The following is a 24,487-nucleotide window of genomic DNA, read 5'->3' as shown; positions in this document are numbered from 1 at the left end:
TGGTCCCCTTGGGGGTCAGCGCGTTCTACTTTCCGCGGAAGGTCCGGCGGAGGGTGAGGCGGACGTCGTGGGCTGCTTCTCGCATCGTGCGCCGTGCCGCGCGTAGGGGGTCTCGTACGGTGACTCGCCAGGTTGAGCGGACGCCGTGTCCTATCGGGCGTAGGACGCTCTGCCGTACCCAGCGGGCCGGGGCGACGACCAGTACCCGCAGCGGGACGACGACGAGCGTTCGCCAGAGCCAGCGGAGGATCCGGGCGGCGAGGCGCCAGGTTCCCATGGCCCCGGCGACGATCGGGGCCAGGAGGTAGCGCCAGATCGCCCGTGCGGGCACGACGATCAGGACGCGTCCCAGCCAGGCCAGGAAGCGGCCGATCAGCCGCCATGACCACGCCACCGCCGCCGCGAGGGCGCGCCAGCCGGTGGCGAGCGCGCCGCCGAGCGCGACCAGGAGGGTGAGCGTGCCGCGGCCGAGCCAGGCGAGGCCGGCCCAGAGGGCGCGGGCCAGCCAGGCGAGGCCGAGCAGCGGCGGGCGCAGGACGTAGCGCCACAGCAGCACGGCAGGCAGGACGACGAGCACGCCGATCAGCAGGCCGATGCCCTTGAGAAGCAGCCCGAGACCGCGCCCGAGGACGCCGAACAGCCAGGCGAGCCCGCGGCCGAGGACCTGGAGCGGACGGAGCACGAGGAACGCGAGCAGTCCTCCGAGGCCGCGTCCGATCAGGGCCAGGAAACGGCCGATCGGCGCGATGAGGACGCGGTGGATCCAGCGGGCCAGCCGTCCGGTCCCGCGCCCGACCCACCGCAGGAAGCCGAGGACCACGACGACGGCGAGCCAGCGCAGCGGCCGGACGAGCAGGAGGTCGAGCAGCGCGGCGATGCCCCGTCCGATGGCGGCCAGCAGCCGTCCGGCCGGAGCGAGCAGCCATCGGTACAGGGCGTTCCAGGTGCCGCGGAGCATCCGGCCGAGGAGCCGGGCGAACCGGCCCGGCACCCGCATGAGAACGTTCCACGCCGCGCGGACACCGCGGGCAGCCAGCACGGCCAGGTCCCATCCGAGCCGCAGCGGGACCACGACGATCAGCGCCACCACGCGAGCCGGCACGACGATCCACGCCGGCCCCGGACGCGCCGGTACCGGACTCCGCTCCTGTACCGAACCCCGCTCCGGTACCGGCGCCGGGGGACGTTTCTTCGTGAGGTCGACCGGGCCGTCCGCTGAGTCGTTTCCCGTGGTCACCGCAGCCTTCCTCGTCCGCCGCCGCAGGCATGCGGCACAAGCATGGGACTCGGCGCGAGGGTGGCCGGTTCCAGGCGGTTGAACCCGCTCCGAGGGGTTCACCGTATTCCTCCTCGATCCGGGAGAGCGGCGGCTCCACCTCGATCGACGTGCGGGACCTGGAACCGGAGCCGGGGCCCAGGACCACCTGGAGGACACGACATGAAATTCCCACGTTGGGCGATCCCCGCTGCGGCCGCCCTCACGGCGTCGGGACTGGTGCTGAGCGGGTGCGGGCAGGAGAAGGCCGGCGGGAAGCAGAACGCCGCGGGCACCCAGGCGCAGGCGCAGCCGTCGGCCGAGCCGTCCGAGTCGCCCGCCCCGGAACCGACCGTCCTGGAGGTGGCCAGCGTCACCAAGCTCGGCAGGGTCGTCACCGACGGCACGGGCATGACGCTCTACCGCTTCGACAACGACACCGCCCGGCCGCCCGCGTCGACCTGCGCGGACGCGTGCGCCAAGGCGTGGCCGCCGGTGTGGGCGGGCCAGGGGAACACCGAGGTCAAGGGCGTCCAGCAGTCGCTGGTCGGCAAGGTGAAGCGGCCGGACGGCAAGTGGCAGGTCACGCTGGGCGGGTGGCCGCTCTACCGGTTCGCCAAGGACCGCAGCCCCGGCGACACGAGAGGCCAGGGCGTGGGCGGCACCTGGTACGCCGCGGCCCCGACCGGCAAGAAGGCGGCCCCGCTCAAGCAGGCGAACGGCAACCGCTGGAAGGGCTGGACGGTCGTCAAGGCCAAGCGGGACCCGAAACTCGGCCTCATCCTGACCGACGGCAAGGGCATGACGCTCTACCGCTACGACAAGGACAAGAACAAGCCGCCGACGACCAACTGCTTTGGCTCGTGCAAGAAGGCGTGGCCGCCGGCCGTCTTCAATGGCTGGAAGCACCTCAAGCTGGAAGGCGTCTCGAAGAAGGTCGTCAACTTCATCGAGCGCAAGGACGACGGCAAGTGCCAGCTCACCATCGACGGCTGGCCCATGTACTACTACGAGCAGGACAAGCAGCCCGGTGACACCAAGGGCCAGGGCGTCGGCGGGGTCTGGTGGGCCACCACCCCGACCGGCAAGAAGGCCGTCGGCACGGGATCCGGCACCGGTGACGGGGGCGGCGGCGGAGGCGGCGGCTACGGGTCGGGCGGCGGTTACTAGAGCCGTTCACCACGCCACATCCGCCCATCAGGCGAAGGCGCGGAGGGAAGCGCGGGCCGGTCGGGGCCCGCGCTCTCTCCGCGCCTTCTCGCGCCGTGAATTCTGATCACGTGAAGGCCCGGGTCACCCCATGCGGAGACCAAGATCCTTTGCCTTCCGATTACTCTCCGGATCTCGACACTCACCCGATCCGGTGGTCGAATGGGGGACCAATCCCGCCGAGGGTGCGGCCCGGCGAAGTGCCCGCGGTCCGGTGGGACCTTCGGGAGGCCTCATGGATGAGCGAGCCGATCGAACGGAGAGCGACCAGGCGGGACGGGCCCGGCCCCGGGAGAGGGCGGCCGGGCGGCACGGTCCCGCGGAGCGGGCGCGATCGGCTTGGCTCAGGGGCGCGGTGGCGCTGGCACTGCTGGCCGGCGGGCTGACGGCCTGCGGCGACGACGGCGGGACGCCGAAGCTCACCTGGTACGTCAACCCCGACAACGGCGGTCAGGCGGCCCTCGCGAAGTCCTGCACGCAGGCCGCGGGCGGCCGGTACCGGATCGAGACGTCGCTGCTTCCGAGCGACGCGACGCAGCAGCGCGAGCAGCTGATCAGGCGGCTGGCCGCCAAGGACTCCGGGCTCGACCTCATGAGCCTGGACCCGGTGTTCGTCGCCGAGGCGGCCAACGCCGGTTTCCTGCGCCCGTTCACCAAGGGCGAGGCCGCACCGCTGACCGACGGCGTCTTCGCCCCCGCGGTGCAGAGCTCGATGTGGGAGGGCAGGCTCTACGCGGCGCCCTTCTGGGCCAACACGCAGCTGCTGTGGTACCGCAAGTCGGTGGCGAAGAAGGCGGGCATCGACCCGAACGCCGCCGACTTCACCTGGGACAAGCTCCTCGACGCGGCCGTCCGGACGAACACCACGATCGGCGTCCAGGGCAACCGGTACGAGGGCTACATGGTGTGGATCAACGCGCTGATCGCCTCGGCCGGGGGCCGCATCATCAGCGACGCCGAGAAGGGCGACGACGCGCGCATCGACATCGACTCGCCGGCCGCGAAGCAGGCCGCGTCGATCATCCGGAGGCTCGCCCGGTCCTCGGCCGCGAGCCCGACGCTGTCCACCGACATCGAGGAGCAGTCCCGGGCGACGATCAACGGCGCGCGCGGCGGCTTCCTGCTCAACTGGGGCTACGTCTGGCGGGCCGAGAAGGGCGACGCCGACGCGGGCGCCATCGGCAAGAACGTCGTCGGCGACCTCGGCTGGGCCCGCTACCCGCGGGTCGACCCGCGGCAGCCGAGCAAGCCGCCCTTCGGGGGCATCGAGATCGGGATCGGCGCGTACAGCAAGCACGAGACCCTCGCCGTCGAGGCGACCCGGTGCATCACCTCACCGGCCAACATGAAGCGGTACATGCTCGACGAGGGCAACGTCGCCGCCCGGCCGGCGATCTTCGATGATCCCGACATCCTCAAGGAGTTCCCGATGGCCCCGCTGATGCGGGACTCCATCGCCGCGGCCGCGCCCCGCCCGGCCACCCCCTACTACGCCGACCTGTCCGGCGCCGTCCAGAACCGCTGGCATCCGCCCGCGTCGGTGAACCCCGCGACGACGCCGCGCCGGTCCGCGGAGTTCGTCCGGGCGGTCCTGAGCGACCAGGCGCTGCTCTGAGGGAAGGCTCGGAAAGGAAGGTGTCCGGATGACGTCCGCAGAAACGGCGCCGAAGCTCGGCCGGTCCGGCAGCGCCCCCGCCCCCGCCCGCGCGGAGATCTCCGACCGCGGCCGCGCCGAGCGCAGGCTCGGGCTGCTGCTCTCGCTGCCCGCCGTGGTGGTGATGCTCCTGGTCACCGCGTACCCGCTGGTCAACGCCGTCTACCAGTCCCTGTTCAGCTACCGGATCACCGCGCCGGAGGACCGGCACTTCGTCGGGCTCGGCAACTACGCGACCGCGCTGTCGGACGCCCTGTTCTGGCAGACGGTGCTCACCACCCTGATCATCACCGTGGCGACGGTGGGGGTGGAGCTCGTCATCGGATTCGCGCTCGCGATGGTGATGCACCGCGCCGTCTTCGGGCGGCGGACGGTGCGGACCGCGATCCTGCTGCCCTACGGGATCGTCACGGTCATCTCCGCGTTCGCCTGGAAGTACGCCTTCGACGTCCAGTCGGGGTTCGTCAACTCCTGGTTCGGGCTCGGCGACTTCGCCTGGTTCTCCGACCGCTGGGCGGCGCTTTTCGTGATCGTCCTGTCGGAGATCTGGAAGACGACGCCGTTCGTGTCGCTGCTGCTGCTCGCCGGGCTGGCGCAGGTGCCGGCCGACCTCGGCGAGGCCGCGACGGTGGACGGCGCGACGGCGTGGCAGCGCCTGAAACGGGTCACGATCCCGAACATGAAGGCCGCGATCCTCGTCGCGGTGCTGTTCCGGACGCTGGACGCGTGGCGGATCTTCGACAACGTGTTCATCATGACGTCCGGCCAGGAGAAGACCCAGGTGTTGTCGTTCCTGACCTACCAGCAGATCATCACGCGGACCGAGCTCGGCCTCGGCAACGCGGTCGGGGTGCTGCTGTTCCTGTCGGTGGTGCTGATCGCCGCCGTGTTCATCAAGGGGTTCCGCGTGGACCTGTCCCAGGTGCGAGGTGATCGCTGATGGAGTCGGCGCGCTCGAAGTGGCTGTGGGTCGCCGCCTCGCTGCTGATCCTGGTGTGGACGGCGTTCCCGGTCGTGTGGATCGTGATGCTGTCGTTCAAGCAGCCCAGCGAGATCGGCAACGTCCAGGGCTTCTTCCCGAAGACCTGGACGTGGGAGAACTACGAGACGGTCTTCAGGACCGACCTGTTCACCTCGGCACTGATCAACTCGATCGGCATCTCGCTGATCGCCACGTTCGTCGGGGTGGTGTTCGCGACGCTGGTGGCGTACGCCATCGCGCGGCTGGAGTTCCCCGGCAAGCGGCTGATCCTGTCGTTCGCGCTCGCCATCGCGATGTTCCCGGTGGTGTCGCTGGTCGGGCCGCTGTTCGACCTGTGGCGCACCATCGGCCTGTACGACACCTGGCCGGGCCTGATCATCCCCTACATCTCGTTCGCGCTGCCGCTCGCGATCTGGACGCTGTCGGCGTTCTTCCGCGAGATCCCGTGGGAGATGGAGCAGGCCGCGCAGGTGGACGGGGCGACCACCTGGCAGGCGTTCCGCAAGGTGATCGTCCCGCTGGCGGCGCCCGGCGTGTTCACCGCCGCGATCCTGACCTTCTTCTTCTGCTGGAACGACTTCGTCTTCGGGATCTCGCTGACCTCCACCGACCGGGCCCGTCCCGTCCCGGCGGCGCTGGCGTTCTTCACCGGTGAGTCCTACTTCGAGCAGCCCACCACCGCCATCTGCGCCGCCGCCGTCGTCGTCACGGTCCCCGTCGTGATCATCGTCCTGGCGTTCCAGCGCCGCATCGTGGCCGGGCTGACGTCCGGTGCCGTCAAAGGCTGAGAGGGAGACATGGCCGCCATCACCATGAAGAACATCGTCAAGCGGTACGGCGACGGTTTCCCGGCCGTGAACGACGTCTCCCTGGACGTGCGGGACGGCGAGTTCATGATCCTGGTCGGCCCGTCCGGCTGCGGCAAGTCCACGCTGCTGCGGATGATCGTCGGGCTGGAGGACATCACGTCCGGCGAGATGCTCATCGGCGACCGGGTCGTCAACAAGGTCGCGCCGCGGCAGCGGAACCTGTCGATGGTGTTCCAGAACTACGCGCTCTACCCGCACCTCAGCGTGTTCGAGAACATCGCGTTCCCGCTCCGCCTCGCGAAGACCGAGGGCGACGAGGTGCGGCGGCGCGTCAACGAGACCGCCGAGCTGCTGGAGCTGACCGAGCACCTGGACCGCAAGCCCGCGAACCTGTCCGGCGGGCAGCGGCAGCGGGTCGCGATGGGCCGCGCGATCGTCCGCCAGGCCGACGCGTTCCTGTTCGACGAGCCGCTGTCGAACCTCGACGCCAAGCTGCGCGGGCAGATGCGCACCGAGATCTCCCGGCTCCAGCGGCGCCTCGGCGTCACCACCGTGTACGTCACGCACGACCAGACGGAGGCGATGACGCTCGGCGACCGCGTCGCGGTGCTGCGCAAGGGCGTCCTGCAGCAGGTCGGGAGCCCGCGCGAGCTGTACGAGGAGCCGGTCAACCTGTTCGTCGCCGGGTTCATCGGGTCGCCGTCGATGAACTTCCTGCCCGCCTCCGTCACGACGGACCGTTCCGGCGACGGCGTGTTCCTGGAGACGCCGCTCGGACGGTTCGAGCTGCGCGACGCGCGCAAGGCCGCCGCGATCGGCGACCGGTCGGTCGTGCTCGTCGGGATCCGCCCGGACCACTTCGAGGACGCCTCGCTCGTCGGCGAGGACAAGCAGGCCCGCGGCAGCCTCGTGCGGGTACGGGTGGACGTGACCGAATGGCTGGGCAACGAGCTGTACGCCTACGTCCCGTACGAGGCGCCCGAGGACCTCGCGGCCCGGCTGCGTGATCTGTCACGGGAGCTCGACAGCGACCAGCTGCGGACCCAGGCCGTCGTGGCGCTGGACGCCTCCAGCACGATCGCGCCGGGGCGCGAGGCGGAGTTGTGGATCGACACGACGCGGGTGCATCTGTTCGACCCGTCCACCGGCGACAACCTGACCCGCGACGAGGAGCACGTCGCGCAGCTCGACAGGCTCGCCGAGGAGTCGCGCGCCGCCCACCGGGAGGCGCTGCGGGAGGCCCGGCACGAGCCGTCCGACGACGCCGCGGACGAGACGCCCGTGACGAAAACCTGAGCCGGCGCACTCGTCCCAAGAGGCAGGAGAAGCACCGCCGCAAAATCGAGCGCCCGCGGTGGCTGCACCCGCGCGTCCGCACCCGCGTGGCCGGCCCCGGCCAACATCGCCCATCCTCATGGCCCGCACCGGTCCGGACGCCAAGGAGATCCAGGCCCGCCGCCTCCTCGACGACATCGCCGCCTACCGCTGCCACCTCAACGCGCCCGCGTCGGCCCGGCCCAAGGATCTGACAGAGACCGGCCGTCCTCCTGACACGGCCGGTTGATCTTTCTGGCACGATCGGAGGCATGTACGAGCGCTTCGCCCACGAGTACGCCTCCCATGCCGAGGACAGCTCCTACAACGCCTTCTACGACCGTCCCGCCGTGCTCGGCCTCGCGGGGGACGTGGCCGGCCTCACGGTCTTCGACGCCGCGTGCGGTCCAGGCCTCTACGCGCGAGAACTGCTGGACCGCGGCGCGGGCGTAGTCGGCTGCGACGTGAGCCCCACGTTCGTCGACATGGCCTTGAAACGCACCAGGGGCCGCGCCGACCTGCGCGTCCACGACCTGTCCACGCCCGTGGCCTGGATGCCGGACGCCTCCGTCGATCTGGTGGTGCTGGCGCTGGCCCTGCACTACTTCGACGACCGCGTCGCGCTGCTGAAGGAATTCCGCCGCATCCTGTCCCCGGGCGGAGCGGTCGTCCTGTCGACGGAGCATCCGATGGCGGGATGGCTGCGCCTGGGCGGCTCCTACTTCCTCGAAGAGCCGGTGGAGGAGTCGCTGAGCCCCGAACGGGACTGGCCGATCCGGGCGTGGCGGCGCCCCCTTACTGCGATCTGCGCCGAGTTCCGCGCGGCCGGATTCCTCATCGAAGAGCTCCTGGAGCCGCGTCCCTCGCCCGAGATGGCCGACCGCTACCCCGAAGACCACGCCAAGCTGGAGCAGTCCCCCGCCTTCGTGGCCTTCCGCCTGGTCCCGGCACGCTCCTGACCCCGTCGCCCGGACGTTCGTCAGGGTCAGCCGACCGGGTCGTCCTGCACGTTGTAGGGGCGGCAGCCGTGATGGTCGGCGCCGGATGCGAGGCCGTCGCTGCGGACCAGGTGGTCGGTGCCGTAGCCGCGGCGCTGCTGGTAGGCCCAGTAGCCGCGGCGGGCGGGCCCCGTCCACCGGTCGAAGACCAGAACCTCGCGCACGTCGGCGCCGCCGCTCGCCTTGATGACGAGGTCGCCGGGGAGCAGCGACGCCATCGGGATCCGCCTGCAGTAGGACGCTTCGAGGAGCGCCGAGTTGGGGCCGGGCTTCGGCAGCCCGAGCGCCATCGACGCATACCCGGATCCGTCGGTCCGGTAGCCGTGGTAACCGGCGTTCTGGTCGTACGGCACCCGCCGGGCGCTGTGTGGATGCCACGACCTCGTCCGGGCCAGGACCTCACGGCGGCTGATCACCTTGACAGGCCGCCGTGCCGCCTCGGACGGCCGCGCACCCGCGTCCCCGGCCACCGGCGGCGTCTTCAACGCCGCCCCCAAGGCCACCCCGGCGCTCCCGGCAACGAGCGTGCACCCGGCAACGGCCCCAAGAAAAAGCAACCGCCGCGACCGCACCCGCCCCGCCAGCCCGCCCGGCCGCGCGGATTCAGTACCACCCAAACCACCAACGGCCGCAGCCCCACCGACAGTCGCAGCCCCACCGACAAGCGCTGAACCAGGGACGGCCGCAGCACCACCGGCGGGCACGGCACCACCGGCTGGCGCAGTATCAGGGACGGGCGCCGCACCAGGGAGGGGTGCCGCATCACCGGAGGGTGCAGCGTCAGCGACGGTCGTCACATCAGGGACGGTCGTCACATCAGGGACGGGTGCCGCATCAGCGACGGGCGTCGCACCACCGGTGGGCACGGCACCACCTGCGGGCGCATCATCAGCGACGGCCGTCGCGCCTGCGGGGGGCGCTGGGTTGTTCGGTCCGGTTGGGTGCGGCGCGGCGGCAAGGGGATCGGCTGCAGACGCCGCCTCCGTCGCGGACGGGGTCGAGCGCCGAGCCTCGTCCGCAAGCTCCCAAAGCACGGCGAGGCGGCGCGCGTCCGCGCTGCACAGGTCCGCGAGTGAGGTGACGGCGTCGACCGGGATCCACGTCTCGCCGCTGAGCCAGCGGCTCCAGGACGAGCGGCTGGCATGCGTCCTGCGTTCCAGGGCGCGCAGATCGAGCCCGGAATCCTCTTTCAATGCGCGCAGTTCGGTGAGCAGGATGCGTGCCGCCTCAGGCAGGCCGTCGGGCAGCGGAGTCGGCGGTCGTCTTCGGCTCATTGCTCGTCTCCCTCGGGCAGGGCTGGCCATTATGCCCAGTTCCCCCTGCGCCGGTAAGAGGACCAAAGCTTGATCACCCAGGGTTCGTGAATAAACACCCTTTGTGACCGCCTCATGCATTCCGTGTTGTCTCGTTGTCCCGCGCAACCCCTTGCTGGGACGGCGTTCTCGCAGTTCGGAAGCGTCCCGTGCGTCCCGGTGTCCCAACCTTTTCGGCGGCCTTGCCGAATGGCGCGAGGTGATCCCTATCGTGTGCCGGGTCGATCGACACCCCCGAACTCGGCGCCCAACGGGGCGCAATTCCCGCACAATTCACGGAGGATTGTCAATGCCTTCCCCCCGGACCGTTCTCCTCGGCGTCAGCTCGCTGGCGCTGGCCGGCGGAACCGCCTTCGGCCTGTACGGCGTGTCCGCTCCTGCCGCGCACTCGGCGCCGGCGCAGGGCGTCCAGCTCCAGGCGGCGGACGCCAGGGTCGCGGTGGCGGCCGTCCCGAAGGTCACCCGGGACCAGGTGATCGCCCGGGCCAAGACCTGGCACCCGCACACCAGCAGCCGCGTCCCCTACAGCCAGTCGAAGACCCACGGCGGCTACCGCACCGACTGCTCCGGCTACGCGTCCATGACGCTGCGGCTCCCCAAGCCAGGCCCCAACACCGTCGGCCTGGCCTCGTCCACCTACAGCAAGCGGATCTCGATGTCGCAGCTGAAGAAGGGCGACCTCATCATCGACGCGATCGGGAGCAACACCACCCGGCACGTCGTCATCTTCGAGAAGTGGACCAGCAGCAAGCACACCGCCTACTGGGCGTACGAGCAGCGCGGCGGCTACGGCACCGACCACCGCACCCGCACCTACGGGCTGTCCAGCGGCAGCCAGTACAAGGCCTACCGCCCGAAGAACCTCACCTGACCTGACCCCGCAAAGCTCCCGCGAAACGCCCGGCCGGCTCCCCCTCTCCCGGCCGGGCGTTCCGCCACGCACAAACGGACCGCGCCCCTACTCGCCCGCGCCCCTACCTGCCCGCGCGCCTGCTGCCCGCGCGCCTGCTTGGCCATGCGTGCGTCTCACCGTGTTCCCTTGGCTGCGCGCCCGGTCCGCGGCGTTCCAGCTTCGCCACGTTGAGCCTCGCCACGCGCCTGCTTGGCCGTGCGCTCGATTCGCTACGTTCCAGCTCCGCTACGTTCCAGCGCCACGCCCCCGCTTCGTCGCACGCCCGCTTCGTCGCACGCCCGCTTCGCTGCGCGTCTGCTTGGCTGTGCGTCTGCTTGGCTGTGCGTTTGCTTGGCTGTGCGCTCGGTTTGCTGCGCTCTTGCTTCGCTGCGCGGCGGTGTTGGCGCGACCGTCTCGGGGGACTAGGCGGGTGTTTCGGTGATCTTCCAGCGTCCTACCTCGCTGTATTTCGAGTCGTAGATGGCGGATCCGTCTCCGGGCTTCAAGTCGTAGTGCCGGACGTTCCCGCCCCAGTAGCGCAGGATCCGTCCCAGTTCGGCGATGGCGTCTTCGGCGACGGCGCCCTCACTCAGGTCCACTTCGAGAACGAACTTCATGCGCGTGCCTCCCTGTGATCGACACCTTCAAGGGTGTCATTGAAACTCCCAGTGAAGGTTCAGCAGCCAAAGCGCTGATTGAGAGCCGTTAACCCTCAACTCGGCTGCGGATGCACTCCGGAGCCTCCGCCACTTTCGTGTTAGTCTCGATTATCGTGAAAAGGACCTACACCATGCGGGCCCGCGCGCAGTCGGCGGATGAGACGCGGCGGCGGGTGCTGGACGCGGCGGTGCGGCTGCTCGGCTCGCGGTTGCGCTCCGACATCCGGCTGGAGGACGTCGCCGCCGAGGCGGGCGTGAGCGTCCCGACGGTGCTGCGGGCGTACGGCAGCCGCGCGCGGCTCATCGAGCTGGCCCTGGAGAAGGTCCTGGAAGGCATCGGCGCCGAGCTGCGGCAGCCCGAGCCGGGGGACGTTCCAGGCTCGGTCTCGGCGTGGTTCGACCACTACGAGAAGTACGGGGACGCGGTGGTGCGGAACCTGGCGGACGAGGCCGACCCGGCGGTGGCGCCCATCGTCCAGATCGGCAGGACCCGGCACCGGCGGCATGTCGAGAGGCAGCTCGGTCCACGGCTGGACGCGGTGCCCGAGGCGCGGCGGGCGGTGGTCGTCGACGCGCTCGTCTGCGCCTGCGACGTCTACACGTGGAAGCTGCTCCGCCGGGACATGGGGCGGTCGCGGACCGAGGCCGAGGCGACGATGGCCTTGATGATCGAATCCCTGCTGGGAGGGGTGTGACGATGGCGCGCTGGCTGCTGCTCACCTGGGACGGGGCCGGGAACCAGGGGCCGATGACCGGCCTCGCGCGTCACCTGAAGGCGCGGGGCCACGAGGTCACGGTCGCGGGCTATCGCTGGCAGCGGCACCGGTTCTCCGAAGCCGGGTTCGGGTTCCGGCCCCTTCCACGCGCCGACGCCGGCTATCCCGCCGCGCCCCCGCCGGAAGGCTGGCTGCCCGCGCTGGTCGACGCCGTGTGGGCCTGCTCCGCGCATGTGGAGGACGTTTCCGGGCTGCTGGCGGACGGCGCCTACGACGGCGTGGTCGCCGACTGCCTGATGTTCGGTGCGCTGGCGGCGCTGGAGGCGTCCCCGACCCCGGCGGCGGTCCTGGTGCACAGCGCGCCGGGTGCGCTCTGCCCGCCGGGCGGCCCGATGGATCAGATGCTCCTGCCCGTGGTGAACGCCGTGCGCGGCCAAGCCGGGCAGCCGCCGATCGGCAGGCTGTGGGACGCCTGGGCGCCGTTCCTCCCGCTGTGCACCACCATCCGCGACCTGGACCCCTTCGCCGACGAGGCGCCGCCGTCGTTCGACTTCATCGGTCCGGTCCCTGACGAGCAGCCGCCGTCCGACCTCCGCCTTCCCTGGCCCGCGGACGACGCCCGCCCGCTGGTGGTGGCCGGATTCTCGACCGGCCCGGCATGGGACCAGACCTCGCGCATCCAGCGCACCCTTGACGCCCTCGCCGACGGGCGCCATCGCGTCCTCGTCACCAGCGCCATGACGGACGTCGCCGGGTTGCGGGTGCCGGGTGACGCGGTCGTCCTGCCGTGGGTCCCGCATGCCGAGGTGCTGCCGCACGCTGCCGCGGTCGTGACGCACGCCGGCCACGGGACCGTCACCGCCGCGCTCGCCCACGGCGTGCCGATCATCGCACTTCCGAATCCGGCGGCCGACCAGCCCGCCCTGGCCCGGCGCACGGTCGAGCTGGGCGCCGGGATCGCGCTCGACGGGGAGAGCGCCCGGCCGGAAGAGATCGCGGCGGCCGTCCGCGCCGTGATCGAGGACCCGTCGTACCGGGCGGCCGCGACCGCACTGGCCGGACGCCTCCGCGCCGCACCGGGCCCGGCGTACGCCGCGGAACGGCTCGAACGGCACGCGCGGGCCTCGGGTCGCGGTGGCGCGGCGTCGCGCGCGTAGGCGTCAGCGGAGCTTCTTCACCAGCTGCTCGAACTCCAGGTCGCCGCGCTTGGGCAGGCCGAAGCGCTCGTCGCCGTACGGGAACGGGCTCGTCTTGCCGGTCCGGGCGTAGCCGCGCCGGACGTACCAGGCGATCAGGTCCTCGCGCAGGCTGATCACCGTCATGTGCATCTCGGCCGCGCCCCACTGCTCGCGCGCCCTCAGCTCGGCCTCGGCGAGGACCCGGCGGCCGAGCCCGCCGCCCTGCACGGACGGGCTGACGGCGAACATGCCGAAGTAGGCGTGCCCGCCACGGTCCTCCAACTGGCAGCAGGCCAGGAGCGCGCCGTCCACCTCGGCCACCAGCATCACCGCCTGCGGGTCGTGCACCACGGCCGCGACGGCGTCCGGGTCCGTGCGCTGCCCGTCGAGAAGGTCGGCCTCGGTCGTCCATCCGGCGCGGCTGGAGTCCCCGCGGTAGGCGCTCTCCACGAGCGCGACGAGCGCCGGGACGTCGTCCGCCGTCGCCGTCCGGAAGATCGGTTCCATGCTCCCCACCAAGTCCGTGCCACCCACCGGCCCGTGGTCACCCGCCAGCCCGTGGTCACCCACCAGCCCGTGGTCACCCGCGGGCGCCCACCGGCACACCGCTCACCTGCCCGTGCTGCCTATCAGGTGCGACTCTAGCCGGGCCGTGCACCCGTCGGCCGGGCCGTGCACCTCCCAGCCGGGCCGTGCACCTCCCAGCCGGGCCGTGCACCTCCCAGCCGGGCGTGTGGTCTTCAGTCGGTTGCCTGGTCGACGCGGCAGTCCGGGCCGAGTGGGCGGGTGATCGTCCAATGCCGGTGGAAGTGGCATTTGGCCATCTTCCAGCGGCCGTCCTCGACCACGTATTCGTCCTCGTACTCGCCGGTGCTCACCGACTCGGTGCCGTCCTCCAGGTTCACCTGGCGGAACTTGAGCGTCCAGCGGCCCGACGCGCGCGTCCCGTCGTGCACGACGATGTCGGGGTGCGTCGCGTGGTGCATGTCGAGGATGACGTTCCTGCCGTCGACCTTCCGGAGCGCGATCGACTCGAAGACCTTGACCATGCCCTCCCCGTCGTCGAACGCGCCCAGCCGCCCGTAGTCGATCGAGGCGCCGGAGGCGATGAAGCAGGCGCGGAACCCGTCGGGGTCCTTGGCGTCGCAGGCCCGCAGGTAGCGGTGCTTGAGCGCCTTGATCTCCTCGATGGCCTCCAGCCGGGCGACGCGCGCGGCGAGGTCGGGACTCGGGGGCTGCGACATGGTGGCCCGACCTTCGCCGACGGAACGGCCGCTCGTCCAACCGCTGTCCCGGTGAACGGGAGGTCGGCGGACCGTCCGCGCGCGAGGCTTCAGGATCGTCCTACGGGGGCCAGGTCCGGTACAGGATCGTCCTGCCGGAGGGAGGCCAACGGCATGAGCTTTCGCGAACGCCACCACATGCTGGACGCGGGCGAAGCCGCCCTTCACGTGGTCGAACAGGGCGAGGGCGTCCCGGTGGTGATGTGTCACGGCTTCCCGGGCCTCTGGTTCAGCTGGCGGTGGCAGCTTCCGGCGCTGGCCGCTGCGGGCTACCGCGCCATCGCCCTCGACATGCGGGGATACGGGCGTAGCAGTCGCCCGTCTTCACCGCAGGCCTACGACCGGCGGCACACCGTCGCCGACCTCGTCGGCGTCCTGGACGCCCTGGAAATCGACGAGGCCGTCTTCGCGGGCCACGACTTCGGCGCCGCGCTGGTCTGGGACCTGCCGCAATGGGCCCCGGGCCGGGTCAAGGCACTGATGCAGCTGAGCGTGCCGCGCATGCCCGTCTCGAAGCGTCCGCCTACCGAGGTGTATGCGCGGATGGCCGAGCAGCACTTCGTCCATGTGCATTACTTCCAGAAGGAGGGACCTGCGGACGAGGAGTTGGGGGCCGCGCCGGACCGCTTCCTGGCGAATGTCTTCTGGGCGCTCAGCGGCGGCTACCGGTACCTCGACATTTGGCAGCACCCGAGTGAAGGCAACGGATACCTCGATGTGCTCCCCGAAGCTCCGCCCCTGCCATGGCCGTGGTTGTCGCAGGACGAGTTCGCCTACTACGTCCAGGAGTTCCGCCGGACGGGCTTCACCGGTGGCCTCAACTGGTACCGGGCCTACGACCACGTCTGGAACGAGAAGCAGAACCGTCCGGACGAGCCTGTAACGGTCCCCACGATGTTCCTCGTGGGGGAGCGTGACCCCGTCCTCCAGATGATGGGGTCCGGCGCGCTGAAGCAGATGGGGGCTCAGGTGCCGGGCCTGCGCGATGTCCACGTCATCGAGGGTGCCGGGCACTTCGTCCAGATGGAAGCGGCCGACCAGGTCAACGCCGCCATGCTCGCCTTCCTCGCCGACCTGTGACCGGCACGCCCTGTCAGCAGGGACCGTCGTCCACGGAGGTGGTGACCGAGTGGCTCCAGGGCTCGCCGCCGCCGAGGTCCAGTTCGTTGTCGACCGTGACCGTGAGGCACACGGGGTTCTTGCCCTTGCGGTTCGTCAGCTCGTACTTGTCGCCGCCCGCCGAGCGGATGTGCACGTTGCCCCCGCCCTCGTCGTTCACGGCTTTGTAGATGTCGGACAAGGTGCCGAAGGACGACCCGAGTCCCGACGACGGGCCCTCGTCCAGCCGTGACGCCGCGGCGTAGGCGACGGAACTGACCTGCTCGGTCGAGTAGGTCCGCGCGTTCTCGACGCCCAGCAGGACGCCCGCGGTGACGAGCAGCGCGACGGCGCCCGCGAACGCTCCGGCGCGACCCGTCGCGAGCGCGGCGTCGGACGGCTCGTTGGCCTCCGGGTTCCGGTACTGCCAGGCGCGGGTCTTCCAGTAGACGGTCCGCTGGTCCATGCATCCGAGGACGAACATCGCGACCGCGACGAGGAGGACGAAGACGATGAGACCGGTCATGCGCGTCCTTCCCGTAAGCGGACCCGCTGATCGGACGCACGGGGACACGACCCAGTTCATGTCCGCCCCCGCCGCCCGCCCGCACGGGACGAACGGCGATCAAGCCGACCGAGGACTCAGGGGGCGGGGAGGATTCGGCCGGTGACTTCTCCGAAGCCGATGCGGGTGCCGGAGGGGCCGGGGGCGGAGGCGGTGATCGAGACCTCGTCGCCGTCCTCCAGGAAGGTGCGCGGCTCGCCGCCGACCGTCACGGGCTCCTTGCCGCCCCACGTCAGCTCGATGAAGGCGCCGCGCTGGTCCTTGGCCGGGCCCGAGACCGTCCCGGAGGCGAACAGGTCGCCGGTGCGGGACGACGCGCCGTTCACCGTCATGTGCGCGAGCATCTGCGCGGGCGACCAGTACATCTCCCGGTAGGGCGGACGGGAGACGACCTGCCCGTTCCAGGAGACGGCGAGGTCGAGGTCCAGGCCCCACGGGTTCTTCTCCCGCAGGTAGGGCAGCGGCTCGGGGTCCTGCGGCGGCGTGGCGACGCGGGCGGCCTCCAGGGCGAGGAGCGGGACGACCCAGTGGGAAACCGACGTCGCGAAGCTCTTCCCCAGGAACGGGCCGAGGGGGACGTACTCCCATGCCTGGATGTCGCGGGCCGACCAGTCGTTGACCAGGACGACGCCGAAGACGCGCTCGTCGAAGTCGTCCGCGCTCACCGGGTCGCCCAGCGCCGAGCCGGTACCGACGACGAAGCCGACCTCGGCCTCGATGTCCAGGCGGCGGCTCTCCCCGAAGGTCGGAGCGGTCTCGCCCTTGCGCTGCCCGCTCGGGCGCACGATCGGCGTCCCGGACGGAACGACCGTCCCGGCGCGGCCGTGGTACCCGACCGGCAGGTGCTTCCAGTTCGGCATGAGCGGCTCGGAGTCCGGGCGGAACAGCCGGCCGAGGTTGGACGCGTGGTGCTCGGAGGCGTAGAAGTCCACGTAGTCGGCGACCTCGAACGGCATGTGCGGGGTCACCGCGTCGAGGGGGTGGACGGCCTCGTCCGGGACGTCCTCGGAGACCAGGTCGAGGACCTGCTCGCGGACCTCGACCCAGCGCGCGTGGCCCTGCGCCATGAACGGGTTGAGGGACGGCGCGGCGAAGACGTCGTCGCCGAGGCCGGCGGCGAGGTCCACGACGGAGTCGGCCACGCGGACGCCCACGCGGGGCGCCGTGCCCGGTGTCGAGAACACGCCGTAGGGGAGGTTGGCGAGCCCGAAGAGGGAGCCTTCGGGGATCGCGATGCGGGTCATCGGGAGGTCTCCAGAAGTGCGGACCCGAGCAGCCCGAGGTCCGCGAGTTCGGTCAGGGGGTCGGTGATGCTGCACGTCCCGAACGACAGGAAGCGGGCACGGGCCGCGGCCGTGCGCGCCTCGCCGAGCCCCGCCACGCGGGCGGCGACCGACGGCGCGTCGCGGTCGGCCAGGACGGCGGCGAGCTCCGCGCCCGGGCGGCCGCGCAGGGCGGCGTCGGTCGCGAGCAGCAGGTTCAGGAAGCCGTGCTGGTGGAACCCGGTCTCGGGGTCGGTGTTCCGAACGGGATGGTGCAGCCCCGCCGTCGCCTTGAACGGCACGCCCGCCTCCACGACCGACGTGACGGCGGCGGCGAGTTCGTCCGGGCCCGGGTACAGGTGGGCCTTCACCCCGCCGGTGCGGAACTTCGCACGGTCGCCGCGCGCGGCGACGGCCTCGACGAAGGCGGGGCGCCGCTCGTCGCGCGGGATCTCGACGTACACGGGCACGCCGGGGCGGCCGAGCACGCGGAAGAACTCCTCCGGGTCCATGCCCGGCGGGACGGCGACCTCCAGCCCGCGCACCTCGACGGGCAGGTCGGCGGCCACGCCCACCGCCTTCGCGGCCTCGCAGGGGCCGTTCGGCGCGGTGATCGACAGGTCGAGCGGGTCGCCGCCGAGCAGCGGGTACAGCGCGTCGAGCGCGGTGGCGGGCAGCACGAGCGGGCCGACGAGGGCGGCGTAGGGGGCGGCGCGGTGGTCGCGGTGCGCCGGGACGGCGTCGGCCAGCGGCGCGAGCCCCGGCGGGAAGACGGCGGCGTCGTCGCACAGGCCCACCGCGAACGGGGGGATCGCGAACGGGGGGATCATCGCCGCCCCGCCCACGTCCAGGCGTACGCCTCGTCCTCGCAGGCCAGGCCGCCCTCGCCCAGTTCGAGCGGGCGGAAGGTGTCGACCATGACCGCCAGCTCGTCGAAGAACTCGACGCCGATGCTGCGCTCGTAGGCGCCGGGCTGCGGGCCGTGCGCGAGGCCGCCCGGGTGCACCGAGACCGAGCCCTGCCCGATGCCGGAGCCCTTGCGCGCCTCGTAGTCGCCGCCGCAGTAGAACATGATCTCGTCGGAGTCCACGTTCGAGTGGTAGTAGGGCACCGGGATCGACAGCGGGTGGTAGTCCACCTTGCGCGGCACGAAGTTGCACACCACGAAGTTGTGGCCCTCGAACACCTGGTGGACGGGCGGCGGCTGGTGGACGCGTCCGGTGATCGGCTCGAAGTCGTGGACGCTGAACGTGAACGGGTACAGGCAGCCGTCCCAGCCGACGACGTCGAACGGGTGGCGCGCGTAGGTCAGGCGGGTGCCGGTGATTCCGCGCGACGTCCGGTGCTTGACGAGGACCTCGACGTCCGTGCCGTCGGCTAGGAGGGGCTCGCCGGGGCCGTGCAGGTCGCGCTCGCAGTACGGGGCGTTCTCCAGGAACTGGCCGTAGCGCGACAGGTAGCGCTTCGGCGGTGCGACGTGGCCGGTGGCCTCGATCGCGTACGCGCGCAGCGGCTGGTCGCCGGTCGGGAGCCACCGGTGGGTGGTCGAGGTCGGGATGACGACGTAGTCGCCCTGCTTCGCCTCCACCGTCCCGAAGATCGTCTCGACCGTGGCGGTGCCGGACTCGATGTAGACGATCTCGTCGCCGGTCGCGTTGCGGTACAGCGGCGAGTCGGCGGCGGACACGACGTAGGAGAGCCGGACGTCGGCGTTGCCGAGGACGACCCGGCGGCCGGTGACGACGTCGGTCTCGGACCACGTCTCCTTGGGGAACAGCTCGTGCAGCTTGAGGTGGCGCGGCCGCAGCGGATGGTTCGGCGTCGTGCCCTGGTCGGGGACGTCCCAGACCCGCGAGTCGACGATCGCGGACGGGATCTCCCGGTGGTACAGCAGTGACGAGTCGGAGGAGAAGCCCTCCTCGCCCATCAGTTCCTCGAAGTGGAGCCGCTCCTCGCCGTCCCCGTGGCCGATGTGACGGTGCTGGGTGTGGCGTTTCGGCGGCACGTGGCCGACCCGGCGGTAGTGGGCCATGCTCTCTCGCCTCCGATGATTAATGCATTAACTACTTTCTGCCGACCCTAAGGCTGTTCTCCCTCCGAAGGGAAGGCCCCAATCAGCGGGGCCCCGATCAGCAAGGCCCCATCAGAAGGCCCTGATCGACCATGCCCCGATCGGCAGGGCTCTGATCAGCTGCGTTCGCGGACGTCGAACGAGCCGCGCCCCGCGATGAGCTTGTCGAGCAGCATGACGAGCATCCGCTGCTCGGTCTCGGTGAGCACGTCCGCCCACTGCCGCTCGCGCTCGTTCTGCCCGGCGAAGATCTCCAGCATGGCGTCCTGCCCCCGCTCGGTCAGCGCGAGGATCACCGACCGGCCGTCCCGCTCGCCGGGGCTGCGCACCAGCATGCCGTCCGCGACGAGCGTCTTGACCAGGTTGGACACGGCGGCCCTGCTCATCCCGGCCAGCGTGGCGGCCCGCCCGGGCTCCAGCGGCCCGGCCAGCCAGGTCACGAACAGCAGCCGGAACGCCGACCAGGAGTGGCCGCGCGGCCGGTGCACCGTCGACTCCAGGTCGTAGGTCACGATCGCCGACGCCCGGTTCAGGGTCAGCAGCAGCCGCGTCGCCAGCCGGTGCCCGAACCCGAACTCCTCCGAGAGCCGCCGGCCCGCGAGATCGACGAACGACCAGAAGTCCAGCTCCTCCCCGCCCTCGGTGCCCATGCCCGCGCCCGCGCTCATCCGCTCGCCGCCCGCCCGATCTAGTTCATGGATTGACTATTTAACCCCCGTGGGGCGCGAGTGTCAGCCAGTCCAGCCCGCAGCCGGTCTCAACCGCAGAGCCTTCATCGCAGAGTCTCCATCGCGGAGTCTCCATCGCGGAGTCTCCATCGCGGAGTCTCCACCGCGGAGTCTCCACCGCGGAGTCTCCACCGCAGCCGGTCTCGGCCGCAGTCGGTGTGGGGCGGGTCGGTGTCAGGGGTGAGGCATCGGGCATTGGCGGAGCGGAGGCAAGTACCGGGAACTCAGCGGGGGAGAGGCCGATGGCGACCGTCGCCGACCAGTTCATCGAGGTGCTGCGGCAGGCCGGCGTCCGGCGGATCTACGGGGTGGTGGGCGACAGCCTCAACCCGGTCGTGGACGCCGTGCGGCGGACGCGGGGCATCGACTGGGTGCACGTCCGCAACGAGGAGGCGGGCGCGTTCGCGGCGGCGGCCGAGGCGCAGACCACGGGACGGCTCGCCGTGTGCGCGGGCAGTTGCGGCCCCGGAAACACGCACCTCATCCAGGGCCTTTACGACGCGCACAGGTCGGGTGCGCCGGTGCTGGCGCTGGCGTCGCAGATCCCGAGCGTGCAGATCGGCAGCGGCTACTTCCAGGAGACGCACCCTGAGCGGCTGTTCGTCGACTGCAGCCACTTCTGCGAGCCGATCGTCACTCCGGAGCAGATGCCGCGCATCCTGCGGACCGCGATCCAGCACGCGATCGGGCTCGGCGGCGTCTCCGTGCTGACGCTGCCCGGCGACGTCGCGGGACGTGAAACGGCCGGCCCCACCGGCGAGCACGACTTCCTCGTCCAGAAGGGGATCGTCCGGCCGCCGTCCGACCAGGTCGAGCAGCTCGCCGGGGCCCTCAACCGGGCGCGGAAGGTGATGCTGTTCTGCGGCTACGGCGTCAGGGACGCCCACGCCGAGGTGATCGAGCTGGCGCACCGGCTACTCTCCCCGGTCGGCCATGCGCTGCGCGGCAAGGAGTGGATCCAGTACGAGAACCCGTTCGACGTGGGCATGAGCGGCCTGCTCGGCTACGGCGCCTGCTACGAGGCGATGCAGGACGCCGATCTCGTCCTCCTGCTCGGCACCGACTTCCCCTACGACCCGTTCCTGCCGGGAAAGAACACCATCCAGGTGGACGACGACCCGTCGAAGCCGGGGCGCCGCACCCCGCTCGACCTCGCCGTCCACGGGGACGTCGGGGAGACGATCCGGCTCGTTCTGGACAAGGTCGAGCAGAAGCGCGACCGCTCCTACCTCGACGAGATGCTGCACCGCCACGCGCGGGCGCTGGAGAACGTGGTCTCCGCCTACACCCGCGACATCGACCGGCACATCCCGATCCACCCCGAATACGTCGCCGGCGTCCTGGACGACCTCGCCGACGACGACGCGATCTTCACCGTGGACACCGGTATGTGCAACGTCTGGGCGGCCCGCTACCTCACCCCCAACGGGCGCCGCCGCGTGATGGGCTCGTTCGTCCACGGCTCGATGGCCAACGCGCTCCCGCACGCCATCGGCGCGCAGTTCGGCGCGCCCGGACGCCAGGTCGTGTCGATCTCCGGCGACGGCGGTCTCGGCATGCTGCTCGGCGAGCTGCTCACGGTGCGGCTGCACCGCGTCCCCGTGAAGATCATCCTGTTCGACAACGCGTCGCTCGGCATGGTGAAGCTGGAGATGATGGTGGACGGCCTGCCGTCCTACGAGACCGACCACGAGCCCGTCGACTACGCCGCGATCGCCGAGGCGGCCGGCATCGAGTCGGCGCGCGTGGAGCGCCCGTCCGACGTCCGCACCGTGATGGAGCGCGCGCTCGCCGCGCCCGGCCCCTACCTGGTGGACGTCGTGACCGACCCGAACGCCCTGTCCATCCCGCCGCGCATCACACCGCAGCAGGTGAAGGGCTTCGCGCTGTCGGCGGGCAAGACCGTCCTCACCGGCGGCGTCGGCAAGATGCTCGACCTGGCCCGCAGCAACCTCCGCAACATCCCCCGCCCCTGACGGGCCGGGAAGCGCTGGAACCCGGCGGTCTGGCCGTGGCCTCTACACGAGTTCGTCCCTCGGCGTCCGGGGCTTGTATCGCTCATCTGGGACTTCGAGGTCTTCGAGCGGCCGGCCGCCATGGCCGGGCTCAGTGGAACTCGCGGGCCATCTCGGTGAGGGTCTCGGCCGCGACCTCGGCGAGGGGGCGGACGGGCTGCTCCTCGATCCAGGTCAGGGACGCGATGCGCAGCGCGGTCATGAAGGCGCCCGCCATGACGCGGGCGCGCAGGCGGGGGAGGCCGTCCCGGGAGGCGATCAGGTCGGCCAGGGCGCGCTCGAACTCGGCGTAGGTGGCGAGCTGCCGCCCGAGGACGGACGGGTGCTTGCGGGCGAGGCGCGTCTGCGCTGCCCACTGGGGGTCCAGCTCGCCGGCCTCCGCGTGCAGGGCGTCCAGTGAGGCGCGCAGCGCACTCCAGGACGATTCGCCGGACGGGCGGGACGCGAAGGTCTCCAGCACGGCGTTCATCCGCTGCTCGTCGCCGTAGAGGAGGGCGTCCTCCTTGCCGGCGAAGTAGTTGGAGAAGGTGCGGCGGGACACGCCCGCCGCGTCGGCGATGGCCTCGACGGTGACCTCGTCCAGGCCGTGCTCGACGGCGAGGCGCACCGCGGCCTCGTGCAGGGCGCGGCGCGTCGCCTCCTTCTTGCGTTCGCGCAGCCCGCCGGTGCTCTCCATGGTCGCACCAGCCTAGCGGGCAAAAAACTGCCCAGCGCGAAATTTTGCGCAGTGGGAATAAAGTGTCCGGGCCGGGGGTTGATCCCCTCGTTCCCACCTCACCGAGCGGCGCACTCCACCCGGAGGGGCTCATCCCCTCGGAGGCCCACTCCACCCCGGCCCACTTCACCCGGAGGCGTTCCTTGACCGAGCAGGTCCCCGCGAGATCGGCCCCGATGTCGCACCGCCAGATCCTCGAAGCGCTCAGCGGCCTGCTGCTGGTGCTGTTCGTGGCGATGCTGAGCAGCACCGTCGTGTCCACCGCGCTGCCGCAGATCATCGGCGCGCTCAAGGGCAGCCAGTCGCAGTACACCTGGGTCGTCACCGCGACGCTGCTCGTGTCGACCGCCAGCACCCCGATCTGGGGCAAGCTGGCCGACCTCTACGACAAGAAGATGCTGCTCCAGGCGGGCGTCGGCATCTTCGTCCTGGCGTCGGTGGCGTCCGGCTTCGCGCAGAGCACCGCGCAGCTCATCGCGTTCCGGGCCGTGCAGGGCCTCGGCGTCGGCGCGCTGCAGATCCTCGTCCAGATCATCATGGCCGCGATGATCAGCCCGCGGGACCGCGGCCGCTACTACGGCTACCTCGGCGGCGTGATGGCCGTCGCCACGGTCGGCGGGCCGCTGCTCGGCGGCCTCATCGTGGACTCCGCGCTCGGCTGGCGCTGGTGCTTCTTCATCGGCGTGCCGTTCGCGGTGGTGGCCTTCGCGCTGCTGCAGAAGACCCTGCGGCTCCCGCACGTCCGGCGGCCGAACGTGAAGATCGACTACCTGGGCGCGACGCTCATCGCCGCCGGCGTCAGTGTCCTGCTGATCTGGGTCACCTTCGTCGGCGAGAACTTCGCCTGGCTCTCGTGGCAGACCGCCGCGATGGCCGGCTCCGGCGTGGTGCTGCTCGCCGCGGCCGTGTGGGTCGAGTCCCGCGCGGCGGAGCCGATCGTCCCGCTGGACATCGTGGCGCGCCGCAACACCGCGCTCGCGATCACGGCCAGCCTCGCCGTCGGCATGGCGATGTTCGGCGGCGCCGTCTTCCTCGGCCAGTACTTCCAGATCGGGCGCGGCTACAGCCCGACCAAGGCGGGCCTGCTCACGTTCCCGATGATGCTCGGCGTGTTCGGCGCGTCCACCGTGGCCGGGCGCTTCGCCAGCAAGACCGGCAAGGTCAAGCCGTACATCCTCGCCGGGACGGTCGTGCTGACCGCCGGGTTCGGTCTGCTGGCCACCATCGACCACCAGACCTCGCTCGTCTTCATCGGCGCCGCGATGTTCCTGGTCGGCGCCGGCGTCGGCATGACGATGCAGAACCTCGTCCTCGTCGTGCAGAACTCGGTGCGCCTGCACGAGATCGGCGCCGCGAGCGGGACGGTCACGTTCTTCCGCTCCCTCGGCGGGACGGTCGGCGTCTCCGTGCTCGGCGCCGTCCTGGCGAACCAGGTCGCGGACCGGATCGCCGACGGGCTGCGCAAGCTCGGCGTGAAGCCGGGCGCGGGCGGCGACGCGGGCACCCTCGACATCGGCGCGTTCCCCGCGCCCGTCCAGGAAGTCGTCCGGGCCGCCTACGGCGACGCGACCGGCCACATCTTCCTGATCTCCGCGGCGATCGCGATCGTCGGCATCGTCGCGGCGGCCTTCCTCAAGCCGGTGACCCTGCGCGACAGCCTCGACCTCGGGGACGCGCCGGAGCCCGCGAAGCGGGACGTCCCCGCGCCCGCCGCGGAGGGCCGCGCGTTGTCAGGCTCCTGACAAAAGCCCGGCCGAAGAGCTGGGTCGAG

The 24,487-nt window shown here is 71.2% G+C and carries 24 protein-coding genes; 13 read left to right on the top strand and 11 right to left on the bottom strand.

Annotated features, from left to right (window positions below; genetic code table 11):
- Positions 1–25: 25 nt before the first annotated feature.
- Complete coding sequence (locus tag BJY14_RS18785) at positions 26–1,102, bottom strand: hypothetical protein (RefSeq protein WP_179844817.1); 1,077 nt, start codon at positions 1,100–1,102, stop codon at positions 26–28.
- Between the two features lie 336 nt (positions 1,103–1,438).
- Here BJY14_RS18785 and BJY14_RS18780 point away from each other — a divergent pair, with 336 nt between their 5' ends.
- From BJY14_RS18780 to BJY14_RS18750, 7 genes are all read left to right on the top strand, one after another.
- Complete coding sequence (locus tag BJY14_RS18780) at positions 1,439–2,425, top strand: hypothetical protein (protein WP_179844816.1); 987 nt, start codon at positions 1,439–1,441, stop codon at positions 2,423–2,425.
- Between the two features lie 274 nt (positions 2,426–2,699).
- A complete protein-coding gene (locus BJY14_RS18775; protein WP_179844815.1) occupies positions 2,700–4,079 on the top strand; it encodes an extracellular solute-binding protein in 1,380 nt (459 codons plus the stop codon).
- 28 nt (positions 4,080–4,107) lie between these two features.
- Positions 4,108–5,058: a carbohydrate ABC transporter permease gene (locus BJY14_RS18770; RefSeq protein WP_179844814.1), complete on the top strand. Its 951-nt coding sequence runs from the start codon at positions 4,108–4,110 to the stop codon at positions 5,056–5,058.
- Positions 5,058–5,888, top strand: coding sequence for a carbohydrate ABC transporter permease (locus BJY14_RS18765; RefSeq protein WP_179844813.1), 831 nt, complete (start codon positions 5,058–5,060; stop codon positions 5,886–5,888). Before BJY14_RS18770 ends, BJY14_RS18765 begins: the two co-directional genes overlap by 1 nt.
- A gap of 9 nt (positions 5,889–5,897) precedes the next feature.
- Positions 5,898–7,205 carry an ABC transporter ATP-binding protein gene (locus BJY14_RS18760; protein ID WP_179844812.1) on the top strand — a complete coding sequence of 436 codons (1,308 nt, stop codon included), beginning with the start codon at positions 5,898–5,900 and terminating at the stop codon, positions 7,203–7,205.
- A 118-nt stretch (positions 7,206–7,323) separates the two neighbouring features.
- Positions 7,324–7,473 (top strand): DUF4032 domain-containing protein, encoded by a 150-nt coding sequence (locus BJY14_RS18755; protein ID WP_179844811.1) that lies wholly within the window; start codon positions 7,324–7,326, stop codon positions 7,471–7,473.
- Positions 7,474–7,495: 22 nt separating this feature from the next.
- Positions 7,496–8,182: a class I SAM-dependent methyltransferase gene (locus tag BJY14_RS18750; RefSeq protein ID WP_179844810.1), complete on the top strand. Its 687-nt coding sequence runs from the start codon at positions 7,496–7,498 to the stop codon at positions 8,180–8,182.
- Positions 8,183–8,208: 26 nt separating this feature from the next.
- Here the strand turns inward: BJY14_RS18750 and BJY14_RS48005 are convergent, their stop codons facing one another.
- Positions 8,209–9,495 carry a helix-turn-helix domain-containing protein gene (locus BJY14_RS48005; protein WP_179844809.1) on the bottom strand — a complete coding sequence of 429 codons (1,287 nt, stop codon included), beginning with the start codon at positions 9,493–9,495 and terminating at the stop codon, positions 8,209–8,211.
- Between the two features lie 328 nt (positions 9,496–9,823).
- Here BJY14_RS48005 and BJY14_RS18740 point away from each other — a divergent pair, with 328 nt between their 5' ends.
- Positions 9,824–10,405, top strand: coding sequence for a hypothetical protein (locus BJY14_RS18740; protein WP_179844808.1), 582 nt, complete (start codon positions 9,824–9,826; stop codon positions 10,403–10,405).
- 443 nt (positions 10,406–10,848) lie between these two features.
- Here BJY14_RS18740 and BJY14_RS18735 read toward each other — a convergent pair whose 3' ends face one another.
- Positions 10,849–11,043 (bottom strand): hypothetical protein, encoded by a 195-nt coding sequence (locus tag BJY14_RS18735; protein WP_179844807.1) that lies wholly within the window; start codon positions 11,041–11,043, stop codon positions 10,849–10,851.
- A 155-nt stretch (positions 11,044–11,198) separates the two neighbouring features.
- Here BJY14_RS18735 and BJY14_RS18730 point away from each other — a divergent pair, with 155 nt between their 5' ends.
- Both BJY14_RS18730 and BJY14_RS18725 read left to right on the top strand, forming a co-directional pair.
- On the top strand, positions 11,199–11,780 hold the full coding sequence (locus BJY14_RS18730; protein ID WP_179844806.1) for a TetR/AcrR family transcriptional regulator: 582 nt from the start codon (positions 11,199–11,201) through the stop codon (positions 11,778–11,780).
- A 2-nt stretch (positions 11,781–11,782) separates the two neighbouring features.
- The gene (locus BJY14_RS18725) at positions 11,783–12,958 is read left to right on the top strand and encodes a glycosyltransferase (RefSeq protein WP_179844805.1); all 1,176 of its coding nucleotides are present in this window, start codon (positions 11,783–11,785) and stop codon (positions 12,956–12,958) included.
- Positions 12,959–12,961: 3 nt separating this feature from the next.
- Here BJY14_RS18725 and BJY14_RS18720 read toward each other — a convergent pair whose 3' ends face one another.
- Both BJY14_RS18720 and BJY14_RS18715 read right to left on the bottom strand, forming a co-directional pair.
- Positions 12,962–13,486: a GNAT family N-acetyltransferase gene (locus BJY14_RS18720; RefSeq protein ID WP_179844804.1), complete on the bottom strand. Its 525-nt coding sequence runs from the start codon at positions 13,484–13,486 to the stop codon at positions 12,962–12,964.
- A 233-nt stretch (positions 13,487–13,719) separates the two neighbouring features.
- Complete coding sequence (locus BJY14_RS18715) at positions 13,720–14,223, bottom strand: nuclear transport factor 2 family protein (RefSeq protein WP_179844803.1); 504 nt, start codon at positions 14,221–14,223, stop codon at positions 13,720–13,722.
- 153 nt (positions 14,224–14,376) lie between these two features.
- Between BJY14_RS18715 and BJY14_RS18710 the strand changes: the two genes are divergently transcribed.
- A complete protein-coding gene (locus tag BJY14_RS18710; RefSeq protein ID WP_179844802.1) occupies positions 14,377–15,342 on the top strand; it encodes an alpha/beta fold hydrolase in 966 nt (321 codons plus the stop codon).
- Positions 15,343–15,355: 13 nt separating this feature from the next.
- Here BJY14_RS18710 and BJY14_RS18705 read toward each other — a convergent pair whose 3' ends face one another.
- The 5 genes from BJY14_RS18705 to BJY14_RS18685 form a co-directional block, all read right to left on the bottom strand.
- Positions 15,356–15,886 (bottom strand): DUF6199 family natural product biosynthesis protein, encoded by a 531-nt coding sequence (locus BJY14_RS18705; RefSeq protein WP_179844801.1) that lies wholly within the window; start codon positions 15,884–15,886, stop codon positions 15,356–15,358.
- Between the two features lie 116 nt (positions 15,887–16,002).
- Positions 16,003–17,169 carry a fumarylacetoacetase gene (gene fahA, locus BJY14_RS18700; protein WP_179844800.1) on the bottom strand — a complete coding sequence of 389 codons (1,167 nt, stop codon included), beginning with the start codon at positions 17,167–17,169 and terminating at the stop codon, positions 16,003–16,005.
- Entirely contained in the window at positions 17,166–18,017 is an 852-nt protein-coding gene (locus BJY14_RS18695) for a hypothetical protein (RefSeq protein WP_179844799.1), read from the bottom strand. Before BJY14_RS18695 ends, fahA begins: the two co-directional genes overlap by 4 nt.
- Positions 18,014–19,219: a homogentisate 1,2-dioxygenase gene (locus BJY14_RS18690; protein ID WP_179844798.1), complete on the bottom strand. Its 1,206-nt coding sequence runs from the start codon at positions 19,217–19,219 to the stop codon at positions 18,014–18,016. Before BJY14_RS18690 ends, BJY14_RS18695 begins: the two co-directional genes overlap by 4 nt.
- A 155-nt stretch (positions 19,220–19,374) precedes the next feature.
- Complete coding sequence (locus BJY14_RS18685) at positions 19,375–19,926, bottom strand: MarR family winged helix-turn-helix transcriptional regulator (protein ID WP_179844797.1); 552 nt, start codon at positions 19,924–19,926, stop codon at positions 19,375–19,377.
- A 302-nt stretch (positions 19,927–20,228) separates the two neighbouring features.
- On the opposite strand from BJY14_RS18685, the gene BJY14_RS18680 reads away from it, so the two are divergent.
- A complete protein-coding gene (locus BJY14_RS18680) occupies positions 20,229–21,962 on the top strand; it encodes a pyruvate dehydrogenase (protein WP_179844796.1) in 1,734 nt (577 codons plus the stop codon).
- A 130-nt stretch (positions 21,963–22,092) separates the two neighbouring features.
- Here the strand turns inward: BJY14_RS18680 and BJY14_RS18675 are convergent, their stop codons facing one another.
- Entirely contained in the window at positions 22,093–22,677 is a 585-nt protein-coding gene (locus BJY14_RS18675) for a TetR/AcrR family transcriptional regulator (protein ID WP_179844795.1), read from the bottom strand.
- A 182-nt stretch (positions 22,678–22,859) separates the two neighbouring features.
- Between BJY14_RS18675 and BJY14_RS18670 the strand changes: the two genes are divergently transcribed.
- Positions 22,860–24,458, top strand: coding sequence for an MDR family MFS transporter (locus BJY14_RS18670; protein WP_512770946.1), 1,599 nt, complete (start codon positions 22,860–22,862; stop codon positions 24,456–24,458).
- Positions 24,459–24,487 lie beyond the last annotated feature (29 nt).

The organism is Actinomadura luteofluorescens, from assembly GCF_013409365.1.
In the GTDB taxonomy this organism is placed as follows: Bacteria; Actinomycetota; Actinomycetes; order Streptosporangiales; family Streptosporangiaceae; genus Spirillospora; species Spirillospora luteofluorescens.
This window is presented reverse-complemented; position numbering and strand designations above follow the sequence as displayed.

Bases quoted from the DNA above. Each gene is read 5' to 3' on its own strand.
- BJY14_RS18690 (WP_179844798.1), bottom strand. From the start codon at position 19,219: ATGGCCCACTACCGCCGGGTCGGCCACGTGCCGCCGAAACGCCACACC.
- BJY14_RS18755 (WP_179844811.1), top strand. From the start codon at position 7,324: ATGGCCCGCACCGGTCCGGACGCCAAGGAGATCCAGGCCCGCCGCCTC.
- fahA (WP_179844800.1), bottom strand. From the start codon at position 17,169: ATGACCCGCATCGCGATCCCCGAAGGCTCCCTCTTCGGGCTCGCCAAC.
- BJY14_RS18765 (WP_179844813.1), top strand. From the start codon at position 5,058: ATGGAGTCGGCGCGCTCGAAGTGGCTGTGGGTCGCCGCCTCGCTGCTG.
- BJY14_RS18685 (WP_179844797.1), bottom strand. From the start codon at position 19,926: ATGAGCGCGGGCGCGGGCATGGGCACCGAGGGCGGGGAGGAGCTGGAC.
- BJY14_RS18780 (WP_179844816.1), top strand. From the start codon at position 1,439: ATGAAATTCCCACGTTGGGCGATCCCCGCTGCGGCCGCCCTCACGGCG.
- BJY14_RS18710 (WP_179844802.1), top strand. From the start codon at position 14,377: ATGAGCTTTCGCGAACGCCACCACATGCTGGACGCGGGCGAAGCCGCC.
- BJY14_RS18680 (WP_179844796.1), top strand. From the start codon at position 20,229: ATGGCGACCGTCGCCGACCAGTTCATCGAGGTGCTGCGGCAGGCCGGC.
- BJY14_RS18725 (WP_179844805.1), top strand. From the start codon at position 11,783: ATGGCGCGCTGGCTGCTGCTCACCTGGGACGGGGCCGGGAACCAGGGG.
- BJY14_RS18770 (WP_179844814.1), top strand. From the start codon at position 4,108: ATGACGTCCGCAGAAACGGCGCCGAAGCTCGGCCGGTCCGGCAGCGCC.
- BJY14_RS18715 (WP_179844803.1), bottom strand. From the start codon at position 14,223: ATGTCGCAGCCCCCGAGTCCCGACCTCGCCGCGCGCGTCGCCCGGCTG.
- BJY14_RS18735 (WP_179844807.1), bottom strand. From the start codon at position 11,043: ATGAAGTTCGTTCTCGAAGTGGACCTGAGTGAGGGCGCCGTCGCCGAA.
- BJY14_RS18705 (WP_179844801.1), bottom strand. From the start codon at position 15,886: ATGACCGGTCTCATCGTCTTCGTCCTCCTCGTCGCGGTCGCGATGTTC.
- BJY14_RS18675 (WP_179844795.1), bottom strand. From the start codon at position 22,677: ATGGAGAGCACCGGCGGGCTGCGCGAACGCAAGAAGGAGGCGACGCGC.
- BJY14_RS18740 (WP_179844808.1), top strand. From the start codon at position 9,824: ATGCCTTCCCCCCGGACCGTTCTCCTCGGCGTCAGCTCGCTGGCGCTG.
- BJY14_RS18750 (WP_179844810.1), top strand. From the start codon at position 7,496: ATGTACGAGCGCTTCGCCCACGAGTACGCCTCCCATGCCGAGGACAGC.
- BJY14_RS48005 (WP_179844809.1), bottom strand. From the start codon at position 9,495: ATGAGCCGAAGACGACCGCCGACTCCGCTGCCCGACGGCCTGCCTGAG.
- BJY14_RS18775 (WP_179844815.1), top strand. From the start codon at position 2,700: ATGGATGAGCGAGCCGATCGAACGGAGAGCGACCAGGCGGGACGGGCC.
- BJY14_RS18760 (WP_179844812.1), top strand. From the start codon at position 5,898: ATGGCCGCCATCACCATGAAGAACATCGTCAAGCGGTACGGCGACGGT.
- BJY14_RS18695 (WP_179844799.1), bottom strand. From the start codon at position 18,017: ATGATCCCCCCGTTCGCGATCCCCCCGTTCGCGGTGGGCCTGTGCGAC.
- BJY14_RS18720 (WP_179844804.1), bottom strand. From the start codon at position 13,486: ATGGAACCGATCTTCCGGACGGCGACGGCGGACGACGTCCCGGCGCTC.